Source organism: Peribacillus sp. YIM B13477, assembly GCF_042787955.1.
Classification (GTDB): Bacteria; Bacillota; Bacilli; order Bacillales; family DSM-1321; genus Peribacillus; species Peribacillus frigoritolerans.
In genome coordinates, this window is record NZ_JBHZPD010000005.1 from 1 (window position 1) to 14,939 (window position 14,939).

19 protein-coding genes are annotated in these 14,939 nt (G+C 33.3%); 3 read left to right on the top strand and 16 right to left on the bottom strand.

The genetic code is table 11. From position 1 onward, the window contains the following. Positions 1 to 195: 195 nt before the first annotated feature. The 6 genes from ACFX4H_RS15840 to ACFX4H_RS15865 all read right to left on the bottom strand — a co-directional run bounded on the left by ACFX4H_RS15840 (position 196) and on the right by ACFX4H_RS15865 (position 4,471). Positions 196 to 426, bottom strand: a complete 231-nt coding sequence (locus ACFX4H_RS15840; RefSeq protein ID WP_328138864.1) for a hypothetical protein — start codon at positions 424 to 426, stop codon at positions 196 to 198. A gap of 236 nt (positions 427 to 662) precedes the next feature. Next, complete coding sequence (locus ACFX4H_RS15845) at positions 663 to 1,595, bottom strand: ornithine cyclodeaminase family protein (protein ID WP_377435822.1); 933 nt, start codon at positions 1,593 to 1,595, stop codon at positions 663 to 665. A 198-nt stretch (positions 1,596 to 1,793) separates the two neighbouring features. Then, positions 1,794 to 2,570: a VOC family protein gene (locus ACFX4H_RS15850; RefSeq protein ID WP_328138866.1), complete on the bottom strand. Its 777-nt coding sequence runs from the start codon at positions 2,568 to 2,570 to the stop codon at positions 1,794 to 1,796. A 144-nt stretch (positions 2,571 to 2,714) separates the two neighbouring features. Then, entirely contained in the window at positions 2,715 to 3,182 is a 468-nt protein-coding gene (locus ACFX4H_RS15855; protein WP_328138867.1) for a VOC family protein, read from the bottom strand. Between the two features lie 256 nt (positions 3,183 to 3,438). Further along, entirely contained in the window at positions 3,439 to 3,678 is a 240-nt protein-coding gene (locus tag ACFX4H_RS15860; RefSeq protein ID WP_328138868.1) for a hypothetical protein, read from the bottom strand. 241 nt (positions 3,679 to 3,919) lie between these two features. Continuing rightward, positions 3,920 to 4,471, bottom strand: coding sequence for a GNAT family N-acetyltransferase (locus ACFX4H_RS15865; RefSeq protein ID WP_328138870.1), 552 nt, complete (start codon positions 4,469 to 4,471; stop codon positions 3,920 to 3,922). A gap of 574 nt (positions 4,472 to 5,045) precedes the next feature. Here ACFX4H_RS15865 and ACFX4H_RS15870 point away from each other — a divergent pair. Beyond that, positions 5,046 to 5,234 carry a hypothetical protein gene (locus ACFX4H_RS15870; protein WP_328138871.1) on the top strand — a complete coding sequence of 63 codons (189 nt, stop codon included), beginning with the start codon at positions 5,046 to 5,048 and terminating at the stop codon, positions 5,232 to 5,234. Between the two features lie 134 nt (positions 5,235 to 5,368). Here the strand turns inward: ACFX4H_RS15870 and ACFX4H_RS15875 are convergent, their stop codons facing one another. From ACFX4H_RS15875 to ACFX4H_RS15885, 3 genes are all read right to left on the bottom strand, one after another. Next, the gene (locus ACFX4H_RS15875; RefSeq protein ID WP_095396634.1) at positions 5,369 to 5,626 is read right to left on the bottom strand and encodes a DUF2533 family protein; all 258 of its coding nucleotides are present in this window, start codon (positions 5,624 to 5,626) and stop codon (positions 5,369 to 5,371) included. Positions 5,627 to 5,890: 264 nt separating this feature from the next. Continuing rightward, complete coding sequence (locus ACFX4H_RS15880) at positions 5,891 to 6,211, bottom strand: hypothetical protein (RefSeq protein ID WP_377435823.1); 321 nt, start codon at positions 6,209 to 6,211, stop codon at positions 5,891 to 5,893. Positions 6,212 to 6,605: 394 nt separating this feature from the next. Beyond that, entirely contained in the window at positions 6,606 to 7,802 is a 1,197-nt protein-coding gene (locus ACFX4H_RS15885) for a hypothetical protein (protein ID WP_328138874.1), read from the bottom strand. Positions 7,803 to 8,284: 482 nt separating this feature from the next. On the opposite strand from ACFX4H_RS15885, the gene ACFX4H_RS15890 reads away from it, so the two are divergent. Both ACFX4H_RS15890 and ACFX4H_RS15895 read left to right on the top strand, forming a co-directional pair. Continuing rightward, positions 8,285 to 9,508 (top strand): PIN domain-containing protein, encoded by a 1,224-nt coding sequence (locus ACFX4H_RS15890; protein ID WP_328138875.1) that lies wholly within the window; start codon positions 8,285 to 8,287, stop codon positions 9,506 to 9,508. Positions 9,509 to 9,586: 78 nt separating this feature from the next. After that, positions 9,587 to 10,947 (top strand): IS3 family transposase gene (locus ACFX4H_RS15895; RefSeq protein WP_328138876.1). Its coding sequence is split into 2 segments (ribosomal slippage): positions 9,587 to 10,043 and positions 10,043 to 10,947, totalling 1,362 coding nucleotides; the frame shifts between segments, so codons are not numbered across the junction. A gap of 119 nt (positions 10,948 to 11,066) precedes the next feature. Here the strand turns inward: ACFX4H_RS15895 and ACFX4H_RS15900 are convergent. From ACFX4H_RS15900 to ACFX4H_RS15930, 7 genes are all read right to left on the bottom strand, one after another. Continuing rightward, the gene (locus ACFX4H_RS15900) at positions 11,067 to 11,204 is read right to left on the bottom strand and encodes a hypothetical protein (RefSeq protein ID WP_157830938.1); all 138 of its coding nucleotides are present in this window, start codon (positions 11,202 to 11,204) and stop codon (positions 11,067 to 11,069) included. Between the two features lie 158 nt (positions 11,205 to 11,362). Beyond that, entirely contained in the window at positions 11,363 to 11,896 is a 534-nt protein-coding gene (locus ACFX4H_RS15905; RefSeq protein WP_377435824.1) for a GNAT family N-acetyltransferase, read from the bottom strand. Between the two features lie 185 nt (positions 11,897 to 12,081). Beyond that, positions 12,082 to 12,249, bottom strand: a complete 168-nt coding sequence (locus ACFX4H_RS15910) for a hypothetical protein (protein WP_275727201.1) — start codon at positions 12,247 to 12,249, stop codon at positions 12,082 to 12,084. A gap of 188 nt (positions 12,250 to 12,437) precedes the next feature. Then, positions 12,438 to 12,788, bottom strand: a complete 351-nt coding sequence (locus ACFX4H_RS15915) for a DoxX family protein (protein WP_377435825.1) — start codon at positions 12,786 to 12,788, stop codon at positions 12,438 to 12,440. Between the two features lie 291 nt (positions 12,789 to 13,079). Further along, a complete protein-coding gene (locus ACFX4H_RS15920; protein WP_377435826.1) occupies positions 13,080 to 13,328 on the bottom strand; it encodes a hypothetical protein in 249 nt (82 codons plus the stop codon). 153 nt (positions 13,329 to 13,481) lie between these two features. Next, a complete protein-coding gene (locus tag ACFX4H_RS15925; RefSeq protein WP_268565484.1) occupies positions 13,482 to 13,898 on the bottom strand; it encodes a DUF4304 domain-containing protein in 417 nt (138 codons plus the stop codon). Positions 13,899 to 14,010: 112 nt separating this feature from the next. Then, complete coding sequence (locus ACFX4H_RS15930; protein WP_377435827.1) at positions 14,011 to 14,424, bottom strand: YhfM domain-containing protein; 414 nt, start codon at positions 14,422 to 14,424, stop codon at positions 14,011 to 14,013. Between the last annotated feature and the right edge of the window lie 515 nt (positions 14,425 to 14,939).

The following is a 14,939-nucleotide window of genomic DNA, read 5'->3' on the forward strand; positions in this document are numbered from 1 at the left end:
ATACGCAAATTTAGTATAACATGAAACATTTTAAGTGTTTATTGAAAAATGTTGACAAACTATTGGCTGGTTTAGTTTAAGTACAGCCCTTCACAATCTTTCTAACCTGCCCCGTTTGTTCCGTAAGAAAAAGGTTGCAACCTCCCAAATTAAGGGTAAAGCACCTTATTGTAGTACAAGTACAGAAATTATTTATTACCTTTTCTGCATCTTTAACTTTCGTTCATCAATATGTATAGAAAAAGAAAGTACAAGTATTGCTAATGTCACAACTATAAATAACCAAGTTAATTCTATATCTGTGAAATAATCAACCGTGAGTATAATGAAATTTAAAAAATTGAGAATTAAGAATAAATTATTCTTTTTATTAGGTATCTTTTTTTCAAAAAATAATCCCATTACATTTTTCAACTTATTTGACATTAAGTTCCCCCTATGAAACTTCAAACTGAACTTAATAAACTATACCATATTTCAAACGGGTCTTCTTCAACTAAACTGCCCCGATAGTTCCATAAAGAAAAAGCTGCCTGAAAGACAGCTCCGATCTATAGCTACGCACCCGTTAGTTCATTAGGAAAGCGATTATTATTAAAGAAACACGTCCAATTATGGAAGATTTATCAAATCATATAGGTTATGGTATTTCAAATCACTGTTTATTTTTCAGACATTTTCATTATCTCATGTGCAACAACCACTTCAGTTCCAGAAAGTCCCACGGAACAAAACAATGTAACATCACTGATTGAAGTTCTACCCGGTGTTTTTCCAGTTATAATGTCCGAAAGCTGTACAATATTCTGTTCATAAGGAGTATTGGCTAAGAAGTGAGGTGTTGAATAGGCACGTAACTGTTCAAGGGAATCTGTAGTAATTACGGAACTTTTACCAGCTACTTCTATGGGCAACTCATGACCATTCATCGATTTTGGTCCAACAGTATTGATATGTACACCCGGTTTTAACCAATCCGCATCTATCACTGGTGAACGACTATTTGTAGCACAGATGATGATATCTGCCTTCTCCACACACTTTTTGGGTGAATCCATAGAAATTACATCCATATCAAGTTTTTCAGACATTTCTTCGGCAAACTTCTTTCGATTATTATCATTGCGACTGTAAACCATAACCCTTTTAATATCACGAATAGCTATAGCTGCTTCTAACTGAGTGCGAGCTTGTATACCTGTTCCAATTATCGCTAGCTGTTCAGCATCTGACCGAGACATGACATTAATGGCAGCTCCCCCAATTGCGCCCGTGCGAAGGGCACCAAGTAAATTGCCAATAATAACGCCTTTGAATACACCTGTCACGGAATCAAACACAGATACCAGTTGTTCGTGACCCGAATGATCGTTTGAATAGGTATCGTAAACTCGAAAGCCTATAACTTTTTCAGTCTCCGTTGCGGCGCCAGCAGTGAAAACTAAGCTTCCATTCTCAGTCTCCAATTGAAATCGAGGTGGTGAAACAAGGGTTGCGTTTGCTTGTTCACGAAAAACACGCTCAATTGCTTCAATGACGGGTTTCATTCTAGTCAATCTCAAAACGTCAGAATCCGTTAGAACTTGATATGACATGTCTTATATGCCCACCTTTCATTAGAAACATAGACTAAAAATTTATGTTCCGTAATTTTTTACAGTTTTTAACTCCATTAACTAATCTTACCTTCCTGCTAGTTTAACATAAATCAGCCTTTCCTTTACTCAACAATCTGGCCCAATTGTTGAATAAAGATTAATCAGCATTCTTCAACTAAGGTAATAATCATTGGTTTAAATAGGTAAATTTAAATTTTCAACCAATGAGGCATTAAATTCAGGAGAATGTTCAATACAAAAAGTATAATTATCCCTAGTTAAAAATAGTTTCTTAGAGTCTAAAAAAGAGTTATCAATTTTTTTGGATAGGTCATTAATAAACTTTCTATTGGGTGTGCCGAATGTCACCACCATCTTTGCTGGTAATGCCTTCATAGCAATAGGGATCCAAGGTCTTTGTTTTGAAACAACTATTGCATGTGCTGTTCCACTTATTACAAAGTTAAACATATCTTGATCTTTTTCCGTTTTCATTCCCAAGTCACTTTTCAACCAATCTCGAAAATTCGGGACCGACTCCACAGGAAATCCAACCTCTCTTAAATACATTGTTTTTAACATACCGGATGTGTTTATTTCATCCTCATTTACATAATCATGTGCAATAATTTCGAGTAGATGACCATCTCCATCACGAAAATATAGATTTTTTCTCCCATTCGTTTCGTCGATAAACTGACCATGTTCTTGTCTTAAAATCAATAATCCAGATTGTTGTACAAAAGATGCTACTTCTTCAAATTGAGAATATGGAACTTGAAAAGCAAAGTGCGCTGGTGGAATGGGTTCATACGCTTCTTTAAAACTTAATGTCGTAAATGGCGTAAGTTGAAACCGAATAAAGTCTTTAGATTCAGATATAATTGGGAGCTGCAGCCGGTTAGCGTAGCATTGTTTTACACCTTCTATAGATACTGTTATTAATTCTAAATCTGAGAAATGAGTAATCAAATTCTTTCCCCCTATTAATAATTGCTGCATATAGTCTAGTTCTCTACACTTGCTATTTTTTATATTCTGCCCGTGAGTACCATAAGAAAAAGGATAGCCTCAGCATCCCTTGTTAAACTCAAGTATCCGTTACTTGAAGCAGAATCAGTTGTGAGCAGTATTTCGTCTATACCAATCCTCTAATGACATGTCTCCAAAGTATTCCTCAAAGTCCAATCTTAAAGGAGCAATCAATTCAAGAGCATTTCCGTCTGGGTCATCAAAATAAATAGCTGCGTGAGCTTGTGGATTGTTATCAAGAACTAAAGGTTGTTGTTCTTCAGTTAAGTCAAAGGTTGTACGAATTTCGATTCCTTTACTATTTAACCAATCTTTTGCTGATGTTATGTCCTCTATATCTATTTGTAAAGCTACATGTCGTATTGAAGGATGGTACGGAATTTCTACATGGTTTGTTTCCCAAAGACCAAGCCAACTTTTACCTTTCTCAATCCAGAAGAAAGCTAATCTATCATTTTGATATGCAATTTCTAAATCTAACTTTTTATAAAATTTTATTGAGTTTTCAAGATTACTTACAGGTAAATGTGCCTCGTAAAGACCCTTTATCATTTCTCGTCCCACCTCGTTATGGTATCTATAAATTCCTTATATTTACTGTATCATACTAATATTTGGATTCTCTAGATATAAGCCTGAATCAAGCTACACTTATAAAAATCGTAGTTTTTGAGTTAAATCATAATTTTGTTGAACTAACCTGCCCCTTTAGTTCCATAAGAAAAAGCTGCCTTAAAGACAGCTCCGATCTTGAGCTAACGCACCCGTTAGCTCAAGTACTTTCTTCTCAACAGTCTCGAACTGTGCATTAAAATTCTGAACTGACTATTCTATTTCCACATTTGTTGCATCGAATTGATACAATGTTTTCGCCGATTCCGTCACCATTAACAACTGCTATATCCCCAGATTCTTTTGAAAAATAATTTTCTAATTCTCCAAGACATCCGCATTCTGAACAAGTAATAGTAAAACTAATTTTCTCCTTCTTTGCGTCTGAAATCCCTGTTATGATTGCACTTAAAGCTGATGTAACAAACGATTTCATCACTTTACCCCTCCGTCGCTTTTTGCTTCAAATACACGCATTATTCGTTTTTCTTCTTCAACTAAACTGCCCCGTTAGTGCCATAAGAAATAGGCTGCCTCACCCAACCTTCCTTTAGTAGAATAAGTGCAGCCAGATATTTCTGGTTGAACCCATTAATTCACCGTCGGTCCACCATTTGGCGAATAATTCAGCATATCTCCACCCAAAAACGGAACCGATTACAAATAAGCAGTATAATCTATAATCCTACTGAGTTAATAATTCCATAATATACTAGATCTTCAAATCGATTTTCTTTCCTCACATGGTCAATTAATATCCCTTCTTTTTTCAAGCCTAATTTTTGCATCACTCTTCCTGAAGCTGGATTTGAATTAAAGTAACGAGCAAATACTTTATGGTATTGCTTTTCTTCAAATGCAAAATGTAATATAGCTTGCGCTGCCTCTGTAGCATATCCATTTCCCCAAAATTTTTCACCAATCCAATAGGCTATTTCACCATTATTAAACTTTTGGTTGTTAGATAACGCTATAGCTCCATATAATTCTCCACTTTCCTTATCTGTTATAGCAAATTCATATGATATATTAGCATTAAAATTATCAAGATGATGCTCAATCCATGATAAAGCATCCTCTATAGAGTATGGATAAGGTAGGTACAATGTATTTTTATAAATATTATAATTATTACAAAGTTTAGTAACAGCTACTGCATCAGATTTTTGAAACAGTCTTAGTACTAGCCTTTTAGAGGTAATTGTTTTATTTAGATTATCAAATATCATAAGAAATCCTCCTTAATTTTGGATACTTATTCTTGTATACATTTACTATAATTATCCAAAATTTCTTATTCAACTAAACTGCCCCGATAGTTTAAGTACTATCATTCACAATCTCAATAGAGTAGAACCTATTGAGACACATTCAAAGTACCTCTAAATTAGGCTATATAATGTCTCATAAGACTTGTATCAAAATGCTTATCGTTGTAAATGCGCATTTTCCTGACTCTACCCCAGGGAGAACAAACAAACATGGCGGGTGTCAATGGTAAATGTCTGACCGAAGGGAATTTAAGGAATTGATACCTTATCTCTCCAAGAAACTTACTCAAATTCATTGGGTTTGACGGTCTTCCAAACCGAATGGAATGGCACGTCCCGAGCGAGCCCCCAAGGATTGGGGGTTCGATGTTGTTATATTTTGGTCTTGAATATTAATTTTCAATCATTTTAAATGAAAACGACCCATTTAAACGTACCGCCACGGCGTTCTAATATTATTAGTAAGGGCTTATGTATTTAATGTGTTAAAACACAGTACAACGCAATTATGGGCGTTTAAGGAGGGGATATCATGTTTGGCAACTATTTGTGGAAACTTCGATTATTATTGTTTATTCCAATTGTGCTGTATGCAATATATACATTTTCAGCGATTGAAAAATATGAGGATTATCCAAGTTATTATTTTTTGATATTGGCAGTCTATACGATTATTTGCTCTATCATCCTGCATAAAATGGAAAAGAAGGAAAAGAAATGAGCGAGATCATGCTCAAAAGAAAAAAACCCTCATTTCTGGGGGCTATAAATTATCTTTAATATTTGATTAGGAGGTCGAGGGTTAACACCGATATTCGGTGCTTTTTCTTACGACTAAGAGATCAGTAAATTATTTTACTTTAATGACTCCACATATGAATGAACCATTTCTGGGGTAACTAATTTACGAGTAGGTATTAGCCTTTGGTTTGCAAGAACATTGATTTGCATAGTGATTTGATTAATATGGTCTGTTGTAAAATCCTTTTCAGCCTTACATAATTCTATAGCTTCTTGAATATAATCTTCACGTTGTTGGTCTAATAGGGAAAATTCAGTAAAAAGTTGATTTTGTTTTTGAGCATGTAACGTAAGGGCTTTATGTACACTCATTGTCCTTCACTCCTATAATTTTTTCTAATAGCTACTTCTATATTAACATCATCATTTTTTTAGCAATAGCAAAAACTATAAAAGATAAATCCAAAAGGTAGTTGATTCACGCATCGGATGTGATTATAAAAGAGGTCTGGAATACTAGGCCTTTTTTTGTTTGTTATCATCTCCTGGCATTGACTAACCTAAAAATGGTCTATTGAGGTTATCAAGTTTAAACAAATTCATCTATTAGTAATGCTGTACTTTAAGCGTGCTTAATTAAGAGGATAGTCTAAAAGATTCATTTTGCTTAGAAGTTTGTATTTCTACCCAAATACTTTCATTAGATTTAGAAGGATAGTAAAAACCTTTTTGATATTCTAAACCCTCTATAAAATCCTCTAGGATTTCAAATGTTTTCAAACTCTCTATAACTTGTTCTTCTTTCCAATCCTCAATAATATCCTCAAAATTCTCATAAAAAAATGAATGATTTCTATTGTCATCCCCTATATTTACACACCAATAATCAGAAACACTCTCACCTTTCACGTTAAAATTTATAACTCTCTGAAACTGTACAGACATTTGATTACTCATTTAGAAACCCTCCTTTACTCGTATGAATAACTAACTAATCGGAAATTATTTTATGTAGCAACAACCTTCAGTCGAAAATGAATATTCAATAATTGTCTCAATAATACAAGGTTTACCAAAAGTTAGGGAGGGTTAAAAAAATAACCCTCCCCTAATAAAAACCGATATGTTACAATTTACGTTTGGATTTTAGATTAACGCTATACTTACCTTTCTGTTACCATGTAGGGGTAGCGTCAGGAAAATGCGGATATACAACGTTAAGGGGTACAACCGACAATTTTAAATCAAAAAATCGATTTCCTGTACAATAAGAAAAAGGCTGCCGAAGCAACCCCTGTTAAAGAATCGCGCCCGATTGCTGAACAAGGGGTACCGCCAGCAAAACGCGGATTTACAACGTTAAGGCTATTCCAGTATTAAATTTTAATTTTGTAAAGTATTGCTCAAGTTCTTCAGTATTAGATTTTGAACTCCAATTATCTTCAATTAAAAAAGCCTTAATTAAGTCACATACAATATTCTCAAGTGAATAAAGTTGATCATAATTTATATTACTACTACCATGATGTACTACCTTAGACCTTGCCGTATATAACTTCTTCATATCACTAAAAAGTGATATCCTTCCCTCTATATCAGTTTTTAAAATGAATGCGACCCGTTCAGATAAAGTAAGTGTAATTGGATCAACAGAATTCGTCTGTACTAAACTCTCTACTGCTAACATTAACTTTAGAAAACGAGAAGGTGCTTCAAGTTCCAGGCGAGATTGTCCAAACCATTCCAGCGCTCTTATTACCTTAGTTTCAATTTCGTTTTCACTAAAATTCAACCTCTTATGTAAGAGTTCTCCAAAATCTTCTAGTCCACAATCAAATAAGTCTTTAATTGTATCTTCATCAATATCATAACTTAAATTTTCCCCTTCAATTAGTCTTGAACTAAAAAGACCTTTATCTCCTTTTTCCATAGCATGAATATATACTCCATGCCCCTGTGCTTCAATTCCAAGTAAGTTAATATTTAGCTCTTCCTCATTCCAAGTTTGACAGTCTACATATCTAATAAAATTAATAAATATTTGTGCAATATCTGCACCGATCTCCATTGCCTTTTCAAAATCACAAGCATTGACTTCTAGTTCAAGTAAACATATATCTGCCTCATCATATTTTTTATATGGAGCAACTGCTTGTGGTTCAACAACCTTAATATAATCATAAATTGGTATTGTTATACTATTGAGACGTAACCCTTTAATTGGAACATATACTGTAAATTTTTTTAATTGAGATAGCATTTGTTTCAAATCATCAATTAAGATATTAATATCTCGGCTTTCTCCCTCTTTATTTAGGATTTTTTCTATAAACGTATTTATTTTATGTAAGAATAAGCTATAAGTAACTGTTCTTTTTATCTCTTCGCTCTCATAAACCAACTTTAGAATAGCTTGATAATCACTGTCATCTAACAGATATTCAGGTAAGTAACACTTAAAATTCCTCCTATAAATACCTGTAGTAGATTGCTTCAGGTCTTTTTTTACGATATTAACTAAAAGTTGTTTCAGCGTACTAAATTTCATTCAATCACTCCTTTTTATTTACTCTTTTCAATATACTGGAAATCTTTACAATGAACAGTCTTTAAATAAATTCTGCTTAATAAATATCCAGTTTTCTTTGAAGGTGTTGTTCAATTATCTGGCCCTTTAATCGAATAACATGCTAAAGTTTTTAAACAGATGTAAGGTTTTTTTCATGTTGTAGCTACTGTCAAAAAGCATACTTTATGACACATAGAATGATAGCTCTAATCTGTATGTCAAAAGGTGAATTATCTTATTTTGACATATGTAATTTCTTTAAAGTACTTTTTGAAATAACTTTTCTGAATGAACTTAATCCTTAGCGTGGTTTTTTCGCGTTTTGCTGGTGGTACCCCAACATGAAAAAATTCTACATTATCACATCAGGATTTTTGGTTAAACTCGAATATGAACTACTTAATCTATCTTCAGCAAGATATAATATTAGGTAGAAAGTTAAGAAAATGAGGTAGCAATAGATGAATATCTTTTTGGATTCAAACGCATTTTACAAAGATCCATTCCTTATAAAAGGGAAAAATCGAATACTCCTAAGTTTAGCAAAACATGATGATGTTAAAATATATATAAATGATACAGTATATGAGGAAATTTTAAGAGCACATAAAAACCTCCTAGAAAAAGAAATTAATATTATAAGTGAGTCATTTGCTAAAATTAGTACATTTTTAGAAATGGCAAAGCAAAAAGTTGAAGTTGATGTAGACTTGGCCTTGGTATTACAGGATTTCTCCTCAAGGTTCGATGAAATACAAGATGCTGAACAAATGGAGATCATTCTGTATGATAGTGATGTATTAAAATATATTGTAGAGATTGATATGTATGAAAAAGCTCCATTTATAAAGAAAACAGAAATGAAAAATAATAAAGATCAAAAAAGAACGATAACTAAAAAAGAAATAAGAGATGCTATTATTTGGTATTCTTATCAAATCTACATTAAAAAAAACAAATTAGATGATTGCTATTTTATTTCTAACAATACTAGAGAATTTGGGGATGATGAAGCGAAAAAAAGCCCAGGAGAGCAGCCTTATAATTTGCACCCGGAAATCAGTAATAATAATCTGATTGCTTACAAAACTGTCCATGATTTTCTTGTACATAATGATGAAAGGGTAAAGAATTTATTTTATGAATTACATTCAATTAAATTGTCTGAAGAGTTGTTTGATAAACTTTATGAAGAATTAAATAAAGGGTTAGCGCAAGAGTTAGTTACCAAATTATTCACTGAAAAAATTATTTCTGAAACTCATCAGTATCTGTCAGAATTTCAACCCGATGATATACATGATGATTATTTTATGGGTGGATATGTTTCCCCATCTATGTACGGGCAGGTGAATAATATCCAATTAGTCGAAGTTGATATATATGGAGGAAACATCACTGTTGCAGTTAATCTTGAAGTGGAGATGGATGTAGAGGTTTACTTGTATAATCCAACCCATGATGACAGAAGTGATAAATTCCAATATGCAGCGACTGATACAATGGAAGTTCAAGAAAGTGTTATATTCCTTATTCCTATTAATGTAGATAAAGAATTAGACGAGGATACATTCTCTTTAAAAGAATATATTAAAGGAACTGAAATCGGCAATCTAAATGTTGAAATAATTGCTACAAAAAACATTGATCATACAGATATGTTCCGTGATTATGAATATGAATAACTAAAAAAGTCGAATTCCTGTACGTGAACTGCACCCCAATTGTTAGACACAACTAACAATTGGAGGTGCAGTTTTTTTATGGCGAGATTTTCTTCAGAAGAAAAAATACAGGCAGTAAGACAATATATAGATGGTAATGAGGGAGGAAAAACTATTGCTAAATCTACTGGTGTTCATCCGAGTTTGCTCCATCAGTGGATTAAACAATTTGAACTTTTTGGTGTTGATGCTTTTGAAAAACGCTATACACCCTACCCCGCACAGTTTAAACTAGATGTACTCAATTATATGAACGAACACGGGACGTCTATCAGGGAAACAGCGGCGATTTTTAATATTCCATCTTATGAAACACTTCGAAAATGGAAAATTGCTTATGAAACAGGAGGATTTGATGCCCTACAATCAAAGAAAAAGGGGCGTCCATCCATGAAAAATAAAAATAATAAGACATCAAATTCTCAAGTGCCCGATGAAGGATCAATAGAGGCTTTACAGGCGGAGAATGAACGTTTACGTATGGAGAATGCCTATTTAAAAAAGTTGAATGCCTTAGTTCAAAACAAGGAAAAATCACCAAACAAGACAAAGCACAAGTAGTCTATGAATTAAGGAATGCATTCTCGGTGAAAGCACTTATACAGCTCGCAGACATTCCGCGTAGCACGTATTACTATTGGGTGAAAAACTTCGGTCGTCCTGATCCAGATGCAGAACTGAAAGGATTGATTAAATCTGTTTTCGATGAACATGAAGGTCGGTTTGGTTACCGACGTATTCGTGATGAACTTAGAAATCGCGGACACAAAGTAAACCACAAAAAGGTACAACGTATCATGAAAGAACTAGGGCTAAAATGTCTTGTCCGTATGAAAAAATATCGCTCTTACAAAGGAACTGTGGGCAAGATTGCACTAAATATTTTAGATTGCAATTTCAAAGCTGAAAAACCAAATGAGAAATGGGTTACGGATATTACAGAGTTTAAATTATTTGGAGAAAAGCTATATGTATCGCCGATATTGGACTTATTTAATGGAGAAATCATTACGTATACAATCGGTTCAAGACCAACCTACTCACTCATTTCAACGATGTTAGATCAAGCTTTTGAACGCTTAACAGACGACGATACTCTCCTTATTCATTCAGATCAAGGCTGGCATTATCAAATGAAACAATTCCGTGATGCCCTTAGGGAACGTGGCATTACACAAAGTATGTCTCGCAAAGGGAATTGTTACGATAACGCTGTTATGGAAAATTTCTTTGGTATCATGAAATCGGAACTTCTTTATCTAAAAGAATTTGAAAGTGTGGAACACTTTAAACAAGAACTAGCAAAATATATAGAATACTATAATCACAAACGAATCAAGGCAAAATTAAAAGGCATGAGCCCGGTACAATACCGAGCTCATGCCCAACAGGCTGCCTAACGATATAACCTGTCTAACTTTAGGGGGTCAATTCAACGCTAAGGAAACGACTTTTTAATTTGGCTTGTTAAGCTAAAGCACCCGTTAGTTAATTAAGAAAAGGCCTGGAAAGAAAGGAATTAGCCATTTCCTGATAACATAACTAAGTCATACAAGTAATTAACAACTTTACCCATTCTCCAGGCTATTATTGCTGAACTAATTGCAATTACAGCTAAACTCACAACTTTTATTAACTCTAATTTGCCTTTATCCACCTATATCTCTCCTCAACCTGTACTATTTATGAGTATATATTCTTCAACGATAATAAATAATCCTTGTGCAACTAACCTGCCCCGTTAGTTCCACAAGAAAAAGGTTGCCGCAGCAACCCTTTATTAAACTAACTAACCTGTTGGAGGAAGAACTTTAATTACTTATTACTTTCAAGTAATGAATAGACATAGGTATCGTGTGCTTCACCATTTTGATGCATATATTTCTTCAAAACTCCCTCTTTTTGAAAACCAATTTTAGTTAGTAAATTATTAGATGCTTCATTGTCAATAAATACAACAGCACCTATACGAGTTAAATCCATAACATCAAAGCCATATGAAAGAACTTTAGATATTGCTTCTGAAGTATATCCTTTTCTCCACTGATCTGGATGGATTTCATATCCTATTTCTGCTCTTTTATGTTTAGGCAACCAAGCATTAAAGCCAATTGTTCCAATTATACCTTTGGTCTCTTTTCTTTCAATCCCCCAACGTATGCCTCTTTTTTCATCGTAGTTTTTTGAAAAGAAATCAACGAACTTCTCTGCCTGTTCTATACTCTGTAATGTTTCTTGTCCATAATAACGTGTTGCATTGTGGTTAGAAAAACAAGCAAAAATACCTTCTGCATCCTCTTTTGTTATTTCTCTTAGTAATAGTCTTTCTGTCTCTAATATTGGAAACATTAATAACTCTCCCTTGGTAGTCTCTCTTATGTATCTTATTACATATAATACCATATATTTTATTAGGTTCCTTAATGAACTAAACTGCCCCGATAGTGCCATAAAAAAAGGCTGCCTCTGCAACCTTCCTTAAAGAACTAACGCACCCGTAGTTCCATAAGGATTTAAGTTTTTATGAAACCCTTTCAACTTAGAGAAAATATCCATGCTGCTATTACTAATATAAAAAGAATTATAGCAACAATCATCATTTCTAAATTAGTCTCTTTATTGTTTGTTTCTTTTCTCATTTTCTTTCTATACTCATGCTGAATTTTATATGTATCTCTTTTATTTTTCTTGCGTCTATCCATATTTGCACCCACCTATTTGTTCCCTTTATTCGGACGGTGTTAAAAATAAGTATTAATGAACTAACGCAACTTTTAGTTCAACAAGAACATTCACAAAGCCCCTCAAAGGCTGATTCAGTAGGGGATTAACATAAATAGAGGAAGTAAAATTATAAGTTTTATTAAACTCTCCAAAATTGTGAACAAATTTAAGCGAACGTTAAGTTCTTGATAATCACCATGATAGATAATATTAAACAGATCATTGCAGGAATAATCATTACAATAGATTGATGCGCTCGAAAAATATGAGCATGTAGGGCTCCTATCATGATAAGTACAAACAATACACCTGATCCAATACCCAAGTATCTATTCCAGATACCCCCAATCATTCCTATTGCTCCAATAAGTTCAATAAATCCAATTACAGACATGAACCATAATGGATATTGATAATGCTGCCAATGTTCAACCTGAAACGGGATACGTAAAAGTTTTATGAAACCTCCGACTAAAATAAAAACTGCTAAAATTACTTGCATAACAATAGCAATCATCTAACCTCACTCCTTTTAAAGATCTATTTAAGGGTATTCTCTATTAACGATTGTATGGATATATATGTATATAATGATTCTATCATTATTAGTATCAAGAGCAGAAGGAAAGGATTAATTTTGCTTTCTTATTTAACTAAATTGCCCCGTTAGTGCCATAAGAAAAAGGCTGCCTCAGCAACCTTCCTTATTGAAGTAAGCACTCGTTAATTTAAGAAGAACATCATTAATCAATTAAAGGGTTCTTTTCAATTTTCTTTTCTTATTTAAATCTGTAATTAATATTAAAACTCAGATTATCAGGCTTATTCCAAGTATAATTGCACCTACCATACTTACTCCCATTCCTGCAAATCCCCCAATTAACATCAATCCAATAAGATGCGTTATGATACCTAAATTTACAAGAATTAATGGAGAAATATATATCTTTCTCTTGTTCTTGATTACCCAAAACAAACCCCAAATACTTAGTAATGAAATAGCAATAGGAAAATAGATAAATAGAACTGAAATAAACAGGGCTACCCCTCCCATCATTTGTTATTTTCACCTTATTATATGCCTGATTCACACTCACCTTACATATTTTAACATGAAATTACATTTCTTTATTGAACTAACCTGCCCCTTTAGTGCCATAAGAAAAAGAGCTGCTGATCAGCTCCTAATAATAAAAAAGTAAAGCACCCGTTAGTTGATTAACTTGGAAATCCATAAACGGTCTGATGTATTAAATAAACCTAAAACACTCAAAGCAACTTTCTCAAAATCTTCTTCTGTTTTTGCATTCTCAAAATCAAACCATATCCCATCTTCGTCTTCCGATTCTGCTCCTAACCTTAAACGTTTGTTTATATGATGGGCAGTAACTTTGTTAGGAGGGATTTGTTCACCCCAATACATTGTTACACCTTCTGTTGGGCAAGTCGCCAATTCAACAATAAATGAACCACCCCATCTGTTGAATTGGAAAGTAATTAAATCTATGTTATTTTCATTTTTTCTTCTAAAGTGAGGTAATGAGCCTTTAAATTCTAGTTTTCTTAAAACTGGTATCACAACTTTTTTCAAGGCATTATCCATCATTTTTCTTTCATTCGAAGCCATTTTTTCTTTCTCCTTCCTTTTGTTGTTCAACTAACCTGCCCCGTTAGTGCCATAAAGAAAAAACTGCTGCCTTAAAGGCAGCTCTGATCTTCAGCTAAAGCACCTGTTACTGTTAATTAAGAAAATTATTTTTTAGGGCTTGTGCATTATCTTTATCTAACTCTCCATAACTTTCGTTTTCATTATTGCTAATAATTGTTGCTGTACCTGAACTTTCATTAAACCAAATTTCATATTCATAAAGTCTTTCAGGTTTATTTTCATCAAAAGTATAAAACAAAGTAGCTTCTACGTCTGGGTTTCTAGCCATTTTAACCACTTTATCATCCCATTTGATTTGTTCAAATGCCTGCCTTAGCAGCTCTATTGATTCTCTATCTGTTATCATTACGACATCTTCGTATTTTCCTTCTGTATCAATTTTTTGAACATCTATTCTTGATAATTGTCCTTTTTCTTCCCCAATACATCCGACCAATAACACCATAAAGACAAAAAGAGAAGTAAAATTTATTATTTTTTTCATCATACACCTCCATAAATTTAGACGTTTACATTACAAAATAGTTCCAGCTTATCTTCAACTATCCTGCCCTGTTAGCTCCATAAGAAAAAGAGCTGCCAAAGCAACTCCCTTATTGAAGTAATGCACCTTCTTCAACTCTTGCATCTTTTAGTTGAACAAGAAATTCAATCTTTTTTCTTTATGTAGAAGAAAAAAATCATAATTAATAACCAAAAACTCCATACCTCAAAAACACCCGATGAAGACCACATTTCACTTATCCCCGGAGTATTAAAAGTAATATACGTAAGAATAAATGAAACTACAACCAACAATATTTTTAATTTCACTTTGCACCTACCCCAAAAGTATGCTTTTAATATATTACATTTTATAGTATCCGATCCAATTTTTACTAAAATCAACAAAATAATTTTATGGAACTAACCTGCCCCGATAGTTCCATAAGAAATAGCTGCCTTAAAGACAGCTCCGATCTCCAGCTAACGCACCCGTTACTTTAATTACAATCCTAC